Origin of the sequence: Acinetobacter bereziniae (assembly GCF_016576965.1) — a bacterium.
Lineage (GTDB): Bacteria > Pseudomonadota > Gammaproteobacteria > Pseudomonadales > Moraxellaceae > Acinetobacter > Acinetobacter bereziniae.
The window spans coordinates 1,987,643-2,002,526 of record NZ_CP066119.1; the positions used below are offsets into that span (position 1 = coordinate 1,987,643).

At 39.1% G+C, this 14,884-nt stretch carries 15 protein-coding genes; 7 read left to right on the forward strand and 8 right to left on the reverse strand.

The features are described 5' to 3' along the window. Positions 1 to 31 precede the first annotated feature (31 nt). On the reverse strand, positions 32 to 436 hold the full coding sequence (locus I9192_RS09205) for an Lrp/AsnC family transcriptional regulator (RefSeq protein ID WP_005029494.1): 405 nt from the start codon (positions 434 to 436) through the stop codon (positions 32 to 34). Positions 437 to 557: 121 nt separating this feature from the next. Between I9192_RS09205 and I9192_RS09210 the strand changes: the two genes are divergently transcribed. Continuing rightward, positions 558 to 1,100 carry a cysteine hydrolase family protein gene (locus I9192_RS09210; RefSeq protein ID WP_005029491.1) on the forward strand — a complete coding sequence of 181 codons (543 nt, stop codon included), beginning with the start codon at positions 558 to 560 and terminating at the stop codon, positions 1,098 to 1,100. Between the two features lie 65 nt (positions 1,101 to 1,165). Here the strand turns inward: I9192_RS09210 and I9192_RS09215 are convergent, their stop codons facing one another. Beyond that, positions 1,166 to 1,675, reverse strand: a complete 510-nt coding sequence (locus I9192_RS09215) for a hypothetical protein (RefSeq protein ID WP_005029488.1) — start codon at positions 1,673 to 1,675, stop codon at positions 1,166 to 1,168. Between the two features lie 313 nt (positions 1,676 to 1,988). On the opposite strand from I9192_RS09215, the gene I9192_RS09220 reads away from it, so the two are divergent. From I9192_RS09220 to I9192_RS09240, 5 genes are all read left to right on the forward strand, one after another. Further along, positions 1,989 to 3,155 carry an ATP phosphoribosyltransferase regulatory subunit gene (locus I9192_RS09220; RefSeq protein WP_005029485.1) on the forward strand — a complete coding sequence of 389 codons (1,167 nt, stop codon included), beginning with the start codon at positions 1,989 to 1,991 and terminating at the stop codon, positions 3,153 to 3,155. A gap of 70 nt (positions 3,156 to 3,225) precedes the next feature. Continuing rightward, complete coding sequence (locus tag I9192_RS09225; protein WP_004831163.1) at positions 3,226 to 4,545, forward strand: adenylosuccinate synthase; 1,320 nt, start codon at positions 3,226 to 3,228, stop codon at positions 4,543 to 4,545. Between the two features lie 175 nt (positions 4,546 to 4,720). After that, positions 4,721 to 5,512 (forward strand): M48 family metallopeptidase, encoded by a 792-nt coding sequence (locus I9192_RS09230; RefSeq protein ID WP_004831162.1) that lies wholly within the window; start codon positions 4,721 to 4,723, stop codon positions 5,510 to 5,512. Between the two features lie 141 nt (positions 5,513 to 5,653). Further along, positions 5,654 to 5,959 (forward strand): phosphoethanolamine transferase domain-containing protein, encoded by a 306-nt coding sequence (locus I9192_RS09235; protein ID WP_005029483.1) that lies wholly within the window; start codon positions 5,654 to 5,656, stop codon positions 5,957 to 5,959. A 112-nt stretch (positions 5,960 to 6,071) separates the two neighbouring features. Then, positions 6,072 to 6,857, forward strand: coding sequence for a M48 family metallopeptidase (locus I9192_RS09240; RefSeq protein WP_004831159.1), 786 nt, complete (start codon positions 6,072 to 6,074; stop codon positions 6,855 to 6,857). A gap of 113 nt (positions 6,858 to 6,970) precedes the next feature. On the opposite strand, the gene I9192_RS09245 is transcribed toward I9192_RS09240, so the two are convergent. Next, on the reverse strand, positions 6,971 to 8,020 hold the full coding sequence (locus tag I9192_RS09245; RefSeq protein ID WP_004831158.1) for an NADP(H)-dependent aldo-keto reductase: 1,050 nt from the start codon (positions 8,018 to 8,020) through the stop codon (positions 6,971 to 6,973). Positions 8,021 to 8,340: 320 nt separating this feature from the next. Then, positions 8,341 to 9,051 (reverse strand): cAMP-activated global transcriptional regulator CRP, encoded by a 711-nt coding sequence (gene crp, locus I9192_RS09250; protein ID WP_004831157.1) that lies wholly within the window; start codon positions 9,049 to 9,051, stop codon positions 8,341 to 8,343. Between the two features lie 151 nt (positions 9,052 to 9,202). Between crp and I9192_RS09255 the strand changes: the two genes are divergently transcribed. After that, positions 9,203 to 9,625 (forward strand): OsmC family protein, encoded by a 423-nt coding sequence (locus I9192_RS09255; RefSeq protein ID WP_004831156.1) that lies wholly within the window; start codon positions 9,203 to 9,205, stop codon positions 9,623 to 9,625. 179 nt (positions 9,626 to 9,804) lie between these two features. Here I9192_RS09255 and I9192_RS09260 read toward each other — a convergent pair whose 3' ends face one another. The 4 genes from I9192_RS09260 to I9192_RS09275 form a co-directional block, all read right to left on the reverse strand. Continuing rightward, positions 9,805 to 10,608, reverse strand: a complete 804-nt coding sequence (locus tag I9192_RS09260; protein ID WP_010591505.1) for a peptidoglycan DD-metalloendopeptidase family protein — start codon at positions 10,606 to 10,608, stop codon at positions 9,805 to 9,807. 596 nt (positions 10,609 to 11,204) lie between these two features. Next, positions 11,205 to 13,154 carry a family 2A encapsulin nanocompartment cargo protein cysteine desulfurase gene (locus I9192_RS09265; protein ID WP_005029479.1) on the reverse strand — a complete coding sequence of 650 codons (1,950 nt, stop codon included), beginning with the start codon at positions 13,152 to 13,154 and terminating at the stop codon, positions 11,205 to 11,207. Next, on the reverse strand, positions 13,129 to 14,061 hold the full coding sequence (locus tag I9192_RS09270; protein WP_005029477.1) for a family 2A encapsulin nanocompartment shell protein: 933 nt from the start codon (positions 14,059 to 14,061) through the stop codon (positions 13,129 to 13,131). The genes I9192_RS09265 and I9192_RS09270 overlap by 26 nt, the downstream gene beginning before the upstream one ends. A 147-nt stretch (positions 14,062 to 14,208) precedes the next feature. Beyond that, positions 14,209 to 14,697 (reverse strand): rhodanese-like domain-containing protein, encoded by a 489-nt coding sequence (locus I9192_RS09275; protein ID WP_004831152.1) that lies wholly within the window; start codon positions 14,695 to 14,697, stop codon positions 14,209 to 14,211. Positions 14,698 to 14,884: the final 187 nt, after the last annotated feature.

Below are 14,884 nucleotides of genomic sequence, written 5' to 3' on the forward strand. Positions count from 1 at the left end.
TCTTACATAATTTTAGTAAAAACAGTTAAATTTATGGTTCTATTGTTTTTACCACACTATCAACTGAATATTGTCCCCATTCGGACAGTTGTTCGATAAAGTGATTGATTGCTTGACTGTCAAAGTGAGCCACTAACATATAGCAAGCAGAACCGCAGACTTTATAACAACTTTCGATCGCTTCAAACTGCATAACAAATGCTTCAAACTTTTCAAAATCATTATTTTGCATCATTACTCGGATAAACTGAGTCGTTGGATGATTTAAAGCAATGGTATATTTTTGAATTGTACCTTCGTCTTGCATTCGGGCGATACGACTACCAACGGCTTGTCCTGTACGATGAACCAATTGTCCAATGTCTTTGTTGCTGAGTCTAGAGTCAGTTTTTAGAATCTTTAAAATTTTTAGATCGATTGGGTCATTTGGCAACATGGGCAATTAAACTTTTTTCAGTTTGAAAGTAGGCAGACATTTATTCTTTCACGAGAGTCTGCAAACTGCTAGATATTTTGCTTAATCTTATAAAAACTTCAACAGAACAGTGAGAATGAAAATGAGTCGTACTGCTTTATTGGTGATTGATGTTCAAAATGATTATTTTCCACAAGGCAAGATGGCGTTGTTTGGTGCAGAACAAGCTTTAAAGCATATCAATCGATTGGAAGCTGATTTTATCAAAAATGCTCAACCGATTATTTATATTCAACATATTGCCAAACAAGCGCAAGCAACTTTTTTTCAAGAGGGAACAGAGGGTGCTGAATTACATGCTGGCTTGCAGATCAATCAAGCCCCAATCATCATTGAAAAGCACTATCCCAACAGTTTCTTTCAAACGAACTTAAAGCAAGTGCTTGATCAGCTTAAAGTAGAGCGTTTGATTATTAGCGGAATGATGACGCATATGTGTGTCGATGCGACATCTCGCGCAGCAGCGGAATTGGGCTATCAACCAATAATCATTGCTGAAGCAACAGCGACACGCCAACTCAGTTATGCAGGTAAAACAGTACAAGCTGAAGATGTGCAAACGGCATGTTTATCTGCATTTCAGATGTTTTCACAAGTCATCAGTGTTGATGATTATTTAAAATAGTCAAAATAAAGGGAAATGCAAAAGGATAGCGCTTTTGCTTTTCCCATTTTAAATCAAAACAGCTTCTATTCTTGATTTAAAAAACCTTCTTTAATTTTTTCAGGCAATCCTACATGCCACCAAGTATAGATTGAGGATTTAATTTCCTCATCTTCTTCTGGGGCGTTAAATGGTTCGTCGTCTTCACGAATTAATTCATCTTCTTCGAATTTAAACCAGAATTCCCACGGGTCATCATCACCGCATCCCCACGCACGTACATCAATCTCATCAAGTAGAGATTTTAAGAACAGCACAATTGCTTCAACAAATTCGTCACCTGAAGAACCATGTACAAAATGGGCAATTGAATAACCATCTATCCTACTTATTGATTCAGGACCTAAGTCAAACTCAACATTGTCCACAGTATTTAAAAGATCTTCAACCAGTTCATGTCCCATCTCTGGGTTGATCTCAACCGCGGAAGTCATAAATTTATCCTGATCCCCTCGATGCGCTTTAAATAACTCATCCAGTTTTAGCATAAGGTTTGGATTTGGATGTTTGTAATAAATGTTGCTATGAAGTTCCATACGTTCCCCGATTTTAATATTTAAGTCATGTTGATGTTGGTGATGCTTTTCTATGCAAATGAATTATATTTTGAACAGTGTAAATAGCAATCGGCTTTAAAATGAAAATTTAAATAAATACAAACTATTGTGTTTAGTTTAAGCTGCAGTTTCTAACTTTGGTGTAAGTTGTATACTTGTCAGCAATTTATTAATCAAAAGTTATTTTATTAATGCATGGTGCGGATGATCGTGCTAAAATAAGAGAAATCGGGTGTGTTCCCGATTTTTTTATGCGGATTACTTCCGCGCTGACAGGATTTAGGTTTACAACATGCCCATTTCAGAGACATGGTTATTACCTGATGGTGTAGCTGATGTATTACCAGAGCAAGCGCAAGTAATTGAACAATTGCGCCGTAAAGCTTTAGATTTCCTCGCATCCCGAGGTTATCAGCTGGTGTATACGCCATTCATCGAATACATCGAATCACTTTCTTCTCTTTCCGAATCGAATCAAGATTTAGACCTAGCCACTTTTAAAGTCATCGACCAACTTTCTGGTCGTTTGCTTGGTGTGCGTGCCGATATGACACCACAAGTGGCTCGTATCGATGCCCATGTACATCAAGTACAAGGTGTGGCGCGTTACTGCTATGCAGGAACAGTACTTCATACTAAACCACAAGGTTTTAATACCACGAGAGCACCTTTACAGCTTGGTGCGGAATTATTTGGTTCAGATAGTATTGATGCTGATGTTGAAATGATCGACGTCATGCTTAATCTGATTAAAACAGCGGGTATGGTGGATGGTATCCATCTTGATTTAGGGCATGTTGGGCTATTTAGAAGTTTGGTCAAGCTTGCAGGTTTAAATAAGTCAACAGAACGTCAGTTGTCAGACTTATATCAACGTAAAGCGCTACCAGAACTTGCGGAGTTTACGCAAGAATTAAAATATGGCACTGATTTTTATGCTTTAGGTCGTTATGCAAGTGACTTAGATGCTTTGCAAACGCATATTAGTACAGAAATTTTTGCGGACGAAGCATTCAAACATGCTTTTGATGTACTTAAAACAACATATACCGAAATTCAAGCACGTTGGCCAAATCTCAACATCGGGATTGATGTGGTAGAACTTCGTTCATACCATTATCACACTGGCTTAATGTATGCCGTATATGCACCAAACCGTGCAGCACCATTAGCACAAGGTGGTCGTTATGATGGTATTGGTGAACATTTTGGACGAGCGCGCCCAGCAACAGGTTTCTCTTGTGACTTATATGTTTTAAGTGCCGGGCAACATCAACAGATTGAAAAAGTGGTTGCACCGAAGGGAACAGCTCCTGATTTGCTTGAAGCAATTGCGGAAACACGCAATCAAGGCTTAAGTGTAATTCAGTTATTGGGTAACGACGATTTAAACTCAGTTCCTAATGCAACGCACCAATTGGTGAATGTTGCAGGTGAGTGGAAAGTCGAAACAATTTAACGATCGAATAAAATGTTCATGTCATTTTATTGGGTTTTCTATTTTAACAGCATGATGTAATGAGGCTATTATGGGCAAAAGTGTTGTGGTACTCGGTACCCAATGGGGCGACGAAGGTAAAGGTAAAATCGTTGACCTGCTCACAGATCAAGCAGCTGCGGTAGTACGTTATCAAGGCGGGCATAACGCGGGTCATACACTCGTCGTTGGTGGTAAGAAAACAGTTCTTCACCTCATTCCATCAGGTATTTTACGTGAAAACGTACTTTGCTTAATTGGCAATGGTGTTGTGCTTTCACCTGAAGCTTTGATCAAAGAGATGGATATTTTAGAGAAAGAGGGCGTACCTGTTCGTGAACGTCTACGTATTTCTCCAAACTGCCCATTGATTCTTCCACACCATATTGCACTTGATCAAGCACGTGAGAAAAAACGTGGAAATGCTAAGATTGGTACAACTGGTCGTGGTATTGGTCCAGCGTATGAAGATAAGGTCGCTCGTCGTGCAATCCGTGTTGCGGATTTGGTACGTGGTGGTGATCATCTTAAAGCGCAGCTTGAAGAACTTCTTGAGTACCATAACTTCCAATTGACTCAATTCTTTGGTGTTGAAGCAGTTAAAGTAGAAGATGTACTTGCTCTTTGCGACCAATGGCGTGAAGTGATTAAACCATTAGTATTGGACGTGATCACGACTTTGCATGACTATCGTAAAGATGGTGCAAATATTATGTTTGAAGGTGCTCAAGGTTCATTATTGGATGTTGACCACGGTACATATCCATATGTAACTTCTTCAAATACAACAGCAGGTGGTGTGAGCTCAGGTTCAGGTCTAGGTCCATTACACCTTGATTATGTTCTCGGGATTACCAAAGCATATACAACTCGTGTAGGTGCGGGTCCGTTCCCTACCGAACTTGTTTATGATGCTGCCAATGATGTTGGTGATGCGATTGGTAAACACTTAGGTACTGTAGGTTCTGAGTTTGGTGCTTCTACTGGTCGTCAACGTCGTTGTGGTTGGTTTGATGCAGAAATTTTACGCCGCTCAGTTGATGTAAACTCATTATCTGGTATTTGCTTAACTAAGCTTGATGTTTTAGATGGCTTAGAAGAAGTGAAAATCTGTGTCGGCTATGAAGCTGCGGATTCTGGTTGTGTTGGTTCTACAGATGCGCTTGCATTTGAAACATTAAAACCAATCTATGAAACCATGCCAGGTTGGTCTGAATCGACTTTCGGTGCGAAATCACTAGATCAATTGCCACAAAATGCAATTAATTATGTGAAGCGTATTGAGCAGTTGATTGAATGTCCGATTGACATCATTTCTACTGGTCCAGATCGTGATGAAACGATTGTGATGCGTCACCCATTTGATGCTTGATATATAGATATTTTAAAAGCTCCCTCGGGAGCTTTTTTTATAAAGCTATTTTATAAGGTTTAAATAAAATGTGATTTACTTTGATTTTTTTTACAAAATACAACATAATTTGGGCGCTAAACGTTGAACTCCGTGTTGGAGTTTACATAAAGACTAATGAGCTTTGGTGAAAATAATGATTAACAAGAATGTATTACTTGGATTAGGGTTAGTGGTTGGTTTGTCTGGTTGCACCACGGTTGCTGAGTTAACGGGTAATGACTCTGCAACATTAAACCTCAATGCGGCAGCAGATTATAAGTTATTGGTTGAAGATGCAAAGGCACAAAAAGCACTGGATACGACATCTTCTACTTATAAACGTGTGAATGCTGTTTTTGTAAAAATGAAGCCTTTTGCGGATCAAGCAAATAAAACAGGGCAACAGTTTGACTGGCAGTTAAGTGTGTTGAGATCTGATGAACTCAATGCATTTGTCATGCCGGGCGGAAAAGTGGTGTTCTTCACAGGTATCGTCAATCAGCTTAAATTAACAGATGCTGAAATCGCTGCAATCATGGGTCATGAGATGACGCATGCTTTAGAAGAACACTCTAAACGCGATGCAGGTGCTACTGCAATCACTGATTTTGCTGTGAAGATGGGTAAAACTTATGCAGGTGATAAGTTAGGCTCAATGGGTACTCAAGCACTCGATATTGGTAGTAAATACGGCGTCGGTCTACCTTACTCACGTAGTTTAGAATCTTCTGCGGATCGTGGTGGTTTGATGCTTATGGCTAAAGCAGGATATAACCCAGAAGCCGCAATCACAGTATGGCAAAAAATGAATAAAATTGATGGTGGCAGTACCAATGGTGTTCAAAAGTTTACTTCTACGCATCCATCGAATAATGACCGTATCTCAGATTTAAATAAGAGTATGGTTGAAGCCAAGCAAGTTTATAAAGCTGCAATCAAAAAATAATTGAAATGTAGAAGAGATCTAAGCCTGAAGTTATTCAGGCTTTTTCTTGGAAGTAAAAGACTAAAGTCGAAAATGATTTAAGTTAGGTTTTTATATTCAGCTTGTTAGAATATATCTTTCGATACACATTGAGTTTGAACCATGCAAAAGAATATATCCTCAACGATGTTTTATTCTCTGATTTTTGCAATGGGCGGTGCACCAACAATCGCTATGCTCATTATTCAGGCTCAAACCACTGATCCAGCTATTGTTTCTCAAGCTTTGCTTGGGCTGAGTGTAATGATTGCTTGTATACTGGTTCCTATTGTTCTGATTCAAAATGCATTTCTATTTTTTAAACGAAATGATCAGCAGTTGGAACAGAAAATTATTCCTTTAAAAAATATCTATTTGGCTTTGAATGTGCTGTGTTTGGTGTACTGGTTGATGGTACAGTTTTTGTAGGTTTTTTACTTACATAATTAATATGATTTAATGAAAATTATTGATTTATCCTTATGTAACATTTGCATATAATTCACAACGTTTTTATTTGTTCTCTATGGAGTTGATTATAATGAACAATAAATTAATACTTAGTCTTTGCGCTGCGACTGCGATTTCAATTTCTGGATGTACAACCATTGCGGATATGGCAGGTGCAGACTCTGCAACATTGAATTCAAATGCGACGCTGGGTTTTAACAAAACTGTGCAAGAAGCACGTGCAAATAAAACTTTAGACACAACTTCTGCAACATATAAAAAGGTAAATGCGGCATTTATTCGCTTAAAACCTTATGCAGATCAGATGAACCAAACAGGACAACGATTTGATTGGCAGTTGGCTGTGCTTAAGTCAGATCAGATCAATGCTTATGTTGCACCAGGTGGAAAAGTTGTTTTCTATACGGGCATTGTTAACCGACTCAATTTATCTGAGGCTGAAGTGGCTGCTGTTATGGGACATGAAATGACCCATGCTTTAGAAGAGCATTCAAAACAGAAGTTAGGAGCGCAAGCCTTAACCAATCTTGCCGTAAATATTGGTAAATCTTATGCAGGTAGCCAAATTGGTGAACTAGGCAATGCTGCAATTGATTTGGGCAGTCAAGTGGGTGTAGGTTTACCTTATTCACGTAGCTTGGAAAGCCGTGCGGATGAAGGCGGTTTAATGATGATGGCAAAGGCAGGCTATAACCCTCAAGCAGCAATTACTTTATGGGAAAAAATGGCCAAACAAGGTGGTGCTCAAGGTTCTGCTTTGCTTTCTACACATCCATCTGATGCAAACCGTATCAATGCAATGAAAAAGAATCTTGCAGCTGCGATGGCAGTATACAACGCACGCGGTGGAAAATAAGCGTTTGGGACTACAACAGTTTAATAAGTTAAAAGGATGCCTAGGCATCCTTTTTTAGTTTCTGAATCAGTAACGCGAATGGAGTGGCTATGTACATTAAAACCTGAGTCAAACTAAGGTGCTGGATTAGGTTGTTGTTTATGGATATCTTCGATTTCCGTTAAGATTTCTTCAGACAGATGAAGCTCGAAAGCATGAATATTTTCTTTGAGCTGTGAAAGTTGTGTTGCACCAATAATGGTGCTGCTCACAAAGAATTGCTGTTTAATAAATGCCAATGCCAATTGGGTTAGACTTAAACCGTGTTTTTCAGCAAGTCGCGCATATTGTTCTGTTGCCCAATCACTTTGAGGATTGGTATAACGGCTAAAACGCGAAAATAAACTAATACGACCATCGGCAGGTCGTGCACCATGACGATATTTTCCTGTTAGGTAGCCAAATGCAAGTGGTGAATAAGCCAGTAAACCAACACTTTCAAACTGTGCAATTTCAGACATACCGACTTCATAGGTGCGATTTAACAAGCTATATGGGTTTTGTACACTGACAATTTTTTCTAATCCCAATTGCTCTGCGAGATGTAAAAATTTTAAGGTGCCCCATGGCGTTTCATTGGACAAGCCAATATGGCGAATACGTCCTTTTTTAACTTCATTTGAAAGCGCTTCTAATGTTTCTGCAAGTGGGGTAATGTTTTGAGTCAATGCCGCTTGCTGGTTGCCATAGCCTAAGGTACCGAAGAAGTTTGCAGGTCGCTGTGGCCAATGTAGTTGGTAGAGGTCAATATAATCGGTTTGTAAGCGTTTTAATGAACCATCAATCGCTGAACTAATTTCTGAAGCGATAAATTTTGTATGCCCATCACGGATTTGACTACCGCCTTGCTGTGGTCCAGCGATTTTTGTAGCAATGATGAGTTTGTCGCGTTGACCATTTTGAGCAATCCAATTGCCTATAATGGTTTCTGTTGAACCTTGAGTTTCAGGTTTGGGTGGAACAGGATACATTTCGGCTGTGTCCCAAAAATGAATATTTTGATCAAGTGCATAGGCGAGTTGTTCAAATGCTTCATTCTGAGTATTTTGTTCACCAAAAGTCATGGTTCCTAAACAAATTTCAGGTACCACCAAATCAGAATGACCTAAGCGATTTGATTTCATGTCAGATCCTTTAATGAGAGTTCAATATCTAATGAGAATAATAACGTAAATAAAATTTGATAAGCTGTTGAAATTATTTTTCTAATGACCAAAAGAAGATGAATTTATCTAAAAAATGTATAAGAAAGTATTTATCTTTATCCAATTCACTATTTAAACAGCACAAAGGGAAGATGGACAAAAACTGTAGAGTTTAGACTTAAAAAGCAAACTCGAAAGTTTGCTTTTAAACAATATAAAGATGGTGTTATTTTGAGAATTTTGATATTTATCAAAGCCAAAAATTGGTGATGTTTACTTCTCAAATCAACTTTTAAATTTTATTCATCATCATTGTTATATTCATCTTCAGAGAATTTAGACTCTTCTAAAGACGCATCAAAAATTAAAATTGCTTTACCATCAGTCTCGATCATACCTTGCTCTTCAAGCGTTTTTAATACACGCCCTACCATTTCACGTGAGCAACCTACGATGCGACCAATTTCTTGACGAGTAATACGAATCTGACGACCATTTGGTAAAATCATCGCTTCAGGTTGCGCAGAAAGATCAATCAAGCAACGTGCAATACGACCAGAGACATCAATAAATGCAAGGTCAGTTACTTTACGTGTTGTATTCTTTAAGCGACGAACAAGTTGTGCAAATACTGCATAACTTAAGTCAGGGTATTGTTTACTGATTTCGTGGAAATTGTCATATGAAATCTCTGCGATTTCACATACGTCACGAGTTCTGACTTCGGCTGTACGTTGTGGGTTTTGCTCAAATAAACCCATTTCTCCGAAAAAATCCCCAGGGTTCAAATAGGCAACAACGATTTCACGCTCATCATCTTCGCGTAAAATAATTGAAACTGAACCTTTTAAAATTAAATACAGTGATTTTGACTCTGAACCTGCATCAATGATTGTTGAGCGTTTAGGAAAACGATTGATGTGGGCTCTCTTGAGCAAAGCTTTGACTGACTCAGGTAATTGACCAGGTGACAAAGCATCTGTACTAAGTTGTGCAAAATTAGAAGACATGCTTAAAAATTCCGAATTGGATAATAACTAGATCTTTTGATCTAAATTGAACTCGTCACGTAGAAGCAGTAGAGATGAAATTCCTTATCAACTCATTTTATGCTAGTGTACAGGTACCCTGTAAATTTATAGCTTTTTTTAGGTAGTTGCAATGCAAACTAGCGTTCATTGGTTAGAGAATGTTGCTTTTCAAGCAAATTCAGAAAGTGGTCACCAAATTATTATGGATGGTTCTGCTGAATACGGTGGTGAAAACCGTGGACCACGTCCTATGGAATTGATATTAATGGGACTTGGTGGGTGTGCTTCATTTGATATTGTGACCATTTTAAAGAAATCGAGACAAAATGTAACGGATGTTGTTTGTCAGCTCAAGGCTGAACGTGCAGATACCATTCCAGCAGTATTTACTAAAATACATCTACATTTTGTCGTGACAGGGCATGATGTAAAAGATAAGCAAGTTGCCAAAGCTGTTGAATTATCAGCTGAAAAATATTGTTCGGCGAGTAAAATGTTGTCTGATGGCGGTGTTGAAATCACCCACGATTATGAAATTATCGCTGCTGAATAGCAAAATAAATCTAAAAAAAGCCAATAGTTTTATTGGCTTTTTTTTATTTTTTAGTATTTATAAAACGTGACTAGTGGAGTCAAAATTAAATAAAATAAATTATTACAAAATGTGTATTTTCTCCAAAAAAGCTATTTTTAGTGAGGAAATGACTTAATTTTGCGATCTATTTGAGCAAATTAGTGGCTTAGAAAAAGCTGTGGATCAACACGTGCATTGTTGAGACTCATTCCCCAATGTAAATGTGGTCCTGTTACTCGTCCTGTTTTACCCACCAAACCAAGCAAATCACCTTGTTGTAATATTTGTCCTTTCTCAACATTTATTTTACTTAGGTGACAGAACATACTAATTAAACCTTGTCCATGATCAATCATGACAGTATTGCCATTAAAGAAATAGTTGCCCGTTGCAACCACTTTTCCTGCCGCGGGTGCAATAACTTTTTGTCCAATTGGAGCAGGTATATCTAATCCAGAATGGGGTGCGCGTTCTTCGCCATTGAAAAAACGTTTGCGACCGAATGAATTGCTAAATTTACCTGCAGTTGGTCGGATGAAATTTGGGAAATCTTTCCATTGGGCTGGGCTAAATGTGGTATAGACGTCATTTTGCTCTTTGGCTTCTTGGCTATATCGATCAAGCTGTTGTTGATTTGGATTAACGTAATCCTGGTTTTTTACATTAAGCCGTTGCTCAGCATACTTATAGGGTTGCACCTCAATATTGATTGGACCATTTGAGCTTTGCAGTTCTAGGTTGCCAACCTGAGCAGAAAGTGGAATACCAAATACAATATGATTCACCGAATTGGTCCCATCAACAACCAATACGGGCTTGCCTTGATAACTCACATTCAACACTGTTTTGGGCACAGTAATCACCGCAATACCACCAGCTCGACGTGAGTCTTGAGGTAGCGCAAAGCTTTGAGTTGTGATCATTAGGCTGCTTAAAATGAGGATTTTTTTGATTGAAAACATAATGCTGATACAAGATTTAATTTTTAGACAGTATCTGAGATTGTCCTAGCAAGCTCAAGCCCATGATTGTTAAATTATCAGCACTCCTGTTGATCGTTTAAACGCTTAGCATTTGTGCTTGCGAGTATTTAAATCGACCAATTTTTAAATTGATCAAGCGCTTTCGAGTACAGTTTATAGGTTGGATTGGAGGGAGAATGAATTTGATATATTTTTACGATCACATGCTAATGATCTAGCATGTGATTCATTAGGGGCTGTGGACAATTCGTCTATGTTTGCGACTAGGTGTGTTTTTTAGGCGATTCTAGGCGCGAAATACGAAATTTAGTCATTCTAAATGATGAGAAACACTGTTTCGCAAGGGAACGACGAAGCGACAAAAAACACGCTAGCCCCCGCTACGCCTTGCGCTGCAAACAAAGCAGTGCTTTGTTCTTGCTCAGGGTTGTGGTTAAAATTATCTCAGGCTACGTTATGAAACTTAAAAATAGTCTCGCTATTCTCTTAATTTCATGCCTTGCCTGCTCAATTTTAACCTACAACGCAAGCCATTTATGAAATGTCCACTGACCCTAAAAGAACTGTCTGGATATTCATTGATTTGCAAATGCAGACCGATAAAGTTTAGCTCGTCTTAATTGGTGCAATACTGAAACCAATACATCTATTTCTTCAGTGGTGTTATAGAACGCAAGTGAAGGGCGCACAGTCCGTTCGACACCAAAACGGCGTAAAATTGGTTGTGCGCAATGATGTCCCGTTCGTACAGCAATTCCATGCTGATTTAAAACTTTCCCCACTTCTTCAGTTTCATAACCTGCAAGGGTAAAAGACATCACACTGGCTTTGTTTAAGGCAGTACCAATTAAACGTAAACCAGAAACACTTTGAAGTGCATGTTGACCGTACTCCAGCAAATCATGCTCATAGCGTGCGATATTGTGGATACCGATTCTTTCTATATATTCCAAAGCAGCACCTAAGCCAACAGCATCAGCGATGTTTCCAGTACCAGCTTCAAATTTATTTGGCGCAGGCTGATAGATCACATGTTCAAAGGTGACATCCTGAATCATATTACCGCCACCTTCCCAAACGGGCATGCTGTCGAGTAATTCTGATTTGGCATAAACAGCGCCGATCCCTGTAGGTCCAAAAACTTTGTGCCCAGAGAATACAAAGAAGTCAGCGTCTAAGCTACTCACATTGGTTGGAACATGAGAAACCGATTGCGCGCCATCAATTAAGACCCGTACACCAGCAGCATGTGCTAAAGCGATAATTTCTTGAGTTGGTGTCACCGTACCAAGTGCATTGGATACTTGAGTGATTGAAACAAGCTTGGTCTTTGGATTGAGGAGTTTGAAAAATTCATCAATCTGAATCTGACCCGTATCATCGACAGGGATTACCCGCAGCTTAGCGCCAGTTTCTTGAGTCAGTTGGTACCAGGGGACAATATTGGCATGATGTTCCAAATGCGAGACAATGATTTCATCTCCCGCTTGAATATTTTGTTTTCCCCATGATTTTGCAATTAAATTAATCCCTTCGGTTGTGCCTCGGACAAAAACAATATTTTTAGCAGAAGCTGCACCGATAAAGCGAGCAACCACATCACGTGCATGTTCATAGGCATCACTGGCACGTGCTGCGAGTTCGTGTGCAGCACGGTGAATATTCGAATTTTCATGCTGGTAAAAATAAGAAATTCGATCAATAACTGCCTGTGGTTTATGGGTGGTTGCTGCATTATCCAACCAGATCAAAGGCTGACCATTGACACGCTCTTGCAAAATTGGAAAGTCTTTTCGAATTTGCAGAATATCCAATGGCTGATAATTTTGACTCTGAGTGGGTATTTGCTTATCTGAATGTGGACGAACAGACTTAATTGTGGGTGATTGAAGAAAGTAATAGCCTGATTCAGTCGTCGCAGGTTTGTCATTACGATCTTCTATCGTGCTTTTTAGATGATGATCATTTGTCACATGATAATCATCAAAGGCATAGGGATTTTTAATTCCTTTTGTTTGGCTGATGTTGTGTTGTAGATTTTCAGCATCAACACTTTCATTTTGAGCGAAATCCAAAAAATAAAAAGCGGATTGTGATGGTGTTGCGGATGTTGCTAGCGGAGTAGAGGGGAGTGCAGACGTTGAATTTAAGGCTAAATTCCAATCAGGTGTGACCGTGAATGGGTCTGGCGTATGCGCTCCTCCAATAATTGGCGCCGAAGATAGAATGCGACGTTCAGGATGATCTGTCGTAGGTTCTACATAATGTTGCGTAGATTTCGGATTTAAATGAGCTTGTTGCACAATAGCAGGGATACGACCTGATAAAGCTGCTATTGGATCTTTTGGCTGTGGTGTATGGCTCTGCCCGAGCACTTGATCAGGCAGCTCAAAATTCAAAGCTTGTTTTTTTTGCTGTGGTAATGCCGCAAACAATTCATTTGCCAACTGGGTAATCACAGATTCATGGATTGGTGCATCTTGTGTTGCAGCAGATGAATTATTTGTAGGTTGTTGGATAGTCATGGTATTTATCTACCTCCACATCTTCAAGTACAGCAAGCGCATCATCTGTAAGCACAGCAAGTGAGCAATATAACGAAATTAAATATGAAGCAATGGCATTGCGATTGATGCCCATAAAGCGGACTGAAAGTCCTGGTGCTTGTTCACCCGCAAGACCAGGTTGGAATAGTCCGACGACACCTTGACGTTTTTCTCCAACACGTAACAGGATGATTTTGGTTTTGCCGTCTTCCACTGGGATTTTATTGGAAGGAATTAACGGAATACCACGCCATGTAATAAATTGAGAACCAAACAAGCTGACAGTCGGTGGTGGTACGCCACGGCGAGTACATTCACGACCAAATGCAGCAATTGCATCAGGATGCGCCAAGAAAAAACCTGATTCTTTCCAAACCTTGCGTAATAGGTCATCCAAATCATCGGGTGTTGGGGCGCCTGTCAAGGTTGAAAGGCGTTGTTGATCAGCAACACTCGCCAATAGCCCGTATTCAGGGTTATTGATCAATTCACTTTCTTGGCGCTCTTTAATCGTTTCTATAGTCAGGCGTAATTGTTCTTTAATTTGATCGTGAGGGCTACTGTATAAGTCTGAAACACGGGTATGAATATCGAGTACGGTTGAAACCCCATTTAAAAAATATTCACGAGGATTAAGCTCATAATCCACAAAGGTTTGTGGAAGTGTCGCTTCATCACGTTGGGTGCAGGCAACTTGAATATCATCTGTATTGCTGACTTTGTTGACTCGGTAAATACCAGCTTCTACAGGTGTCCATTGTAATAAATGCGTCAGCCATCGTGGCGTAATTGTTGAAAGTTGAGGAACGGTTTTGGTTGCATTTGCCAGTTGGCGAGCAGCCTGATCATTGAGTGCTTGGCGTGTGACTTCTTGGTTCTTAGCCATGTTTTAATCCTTGGTGATATGAATTGATGGTTGATTACAATTTGTTTAAGGTGTCTATTGTTATCATCTCCAGTAAAATCAGAGTGCTGTTATGAATGCTTCATATTTTGAATCTTTTAAAATATGTATAAGGAATAACTTCGAAAGCTATTCTTGGCGCCAAGGCAATCCATGAAAGCGCCAACCGTTGAATACCCCGCGATGATTGTTTTCATCCAAGTCACCTTCAAAGCCTTGTTCAATGTTATAAATATTTTCAAAACCAGCATTGAAAGCGACATTGGCTGCCGCTGCGGAACGTTTACCACTACGGCACAGTAAAAGAATGATTTTATCTTTGCCCACTTTGCTTTCGAGTTCTTTGGCAAAACGCGGATTACGGTTTAATGCAGTTCCTGTAGCCCAGGGGATGTGAATGGTACCTTCAACAAAACCGACAAATTTTCGTTCTTCATTGGTGCGAACATCGACAATTTCGACATGACCAGCTTGATACAATGCCCAAGCTTCGTGCGGTAAAATCGTACCTGTAAACTCTAAATAATGGTCTTCAACACGTTGTTGCGCTTGTTCAAAAATCTTTTCAATTTGTGCTTGAGTTAATTCGTTAAAATGTTGTTGGTTTAAACTGGTCATTTCAATTGCCTTTCTTCTGACTTAAATTTGTATTTAAGCTTTGATGTATCAGATGTATTGATAACAACTATAAACATTTTGTATATTCTATAAATTAATAAAAAATGGATTACTTATTCTTATTTTGAAATAAAGATTGAATTATTTTTTACAGATATGCTTATATGAATTATGTTTATCTACCATA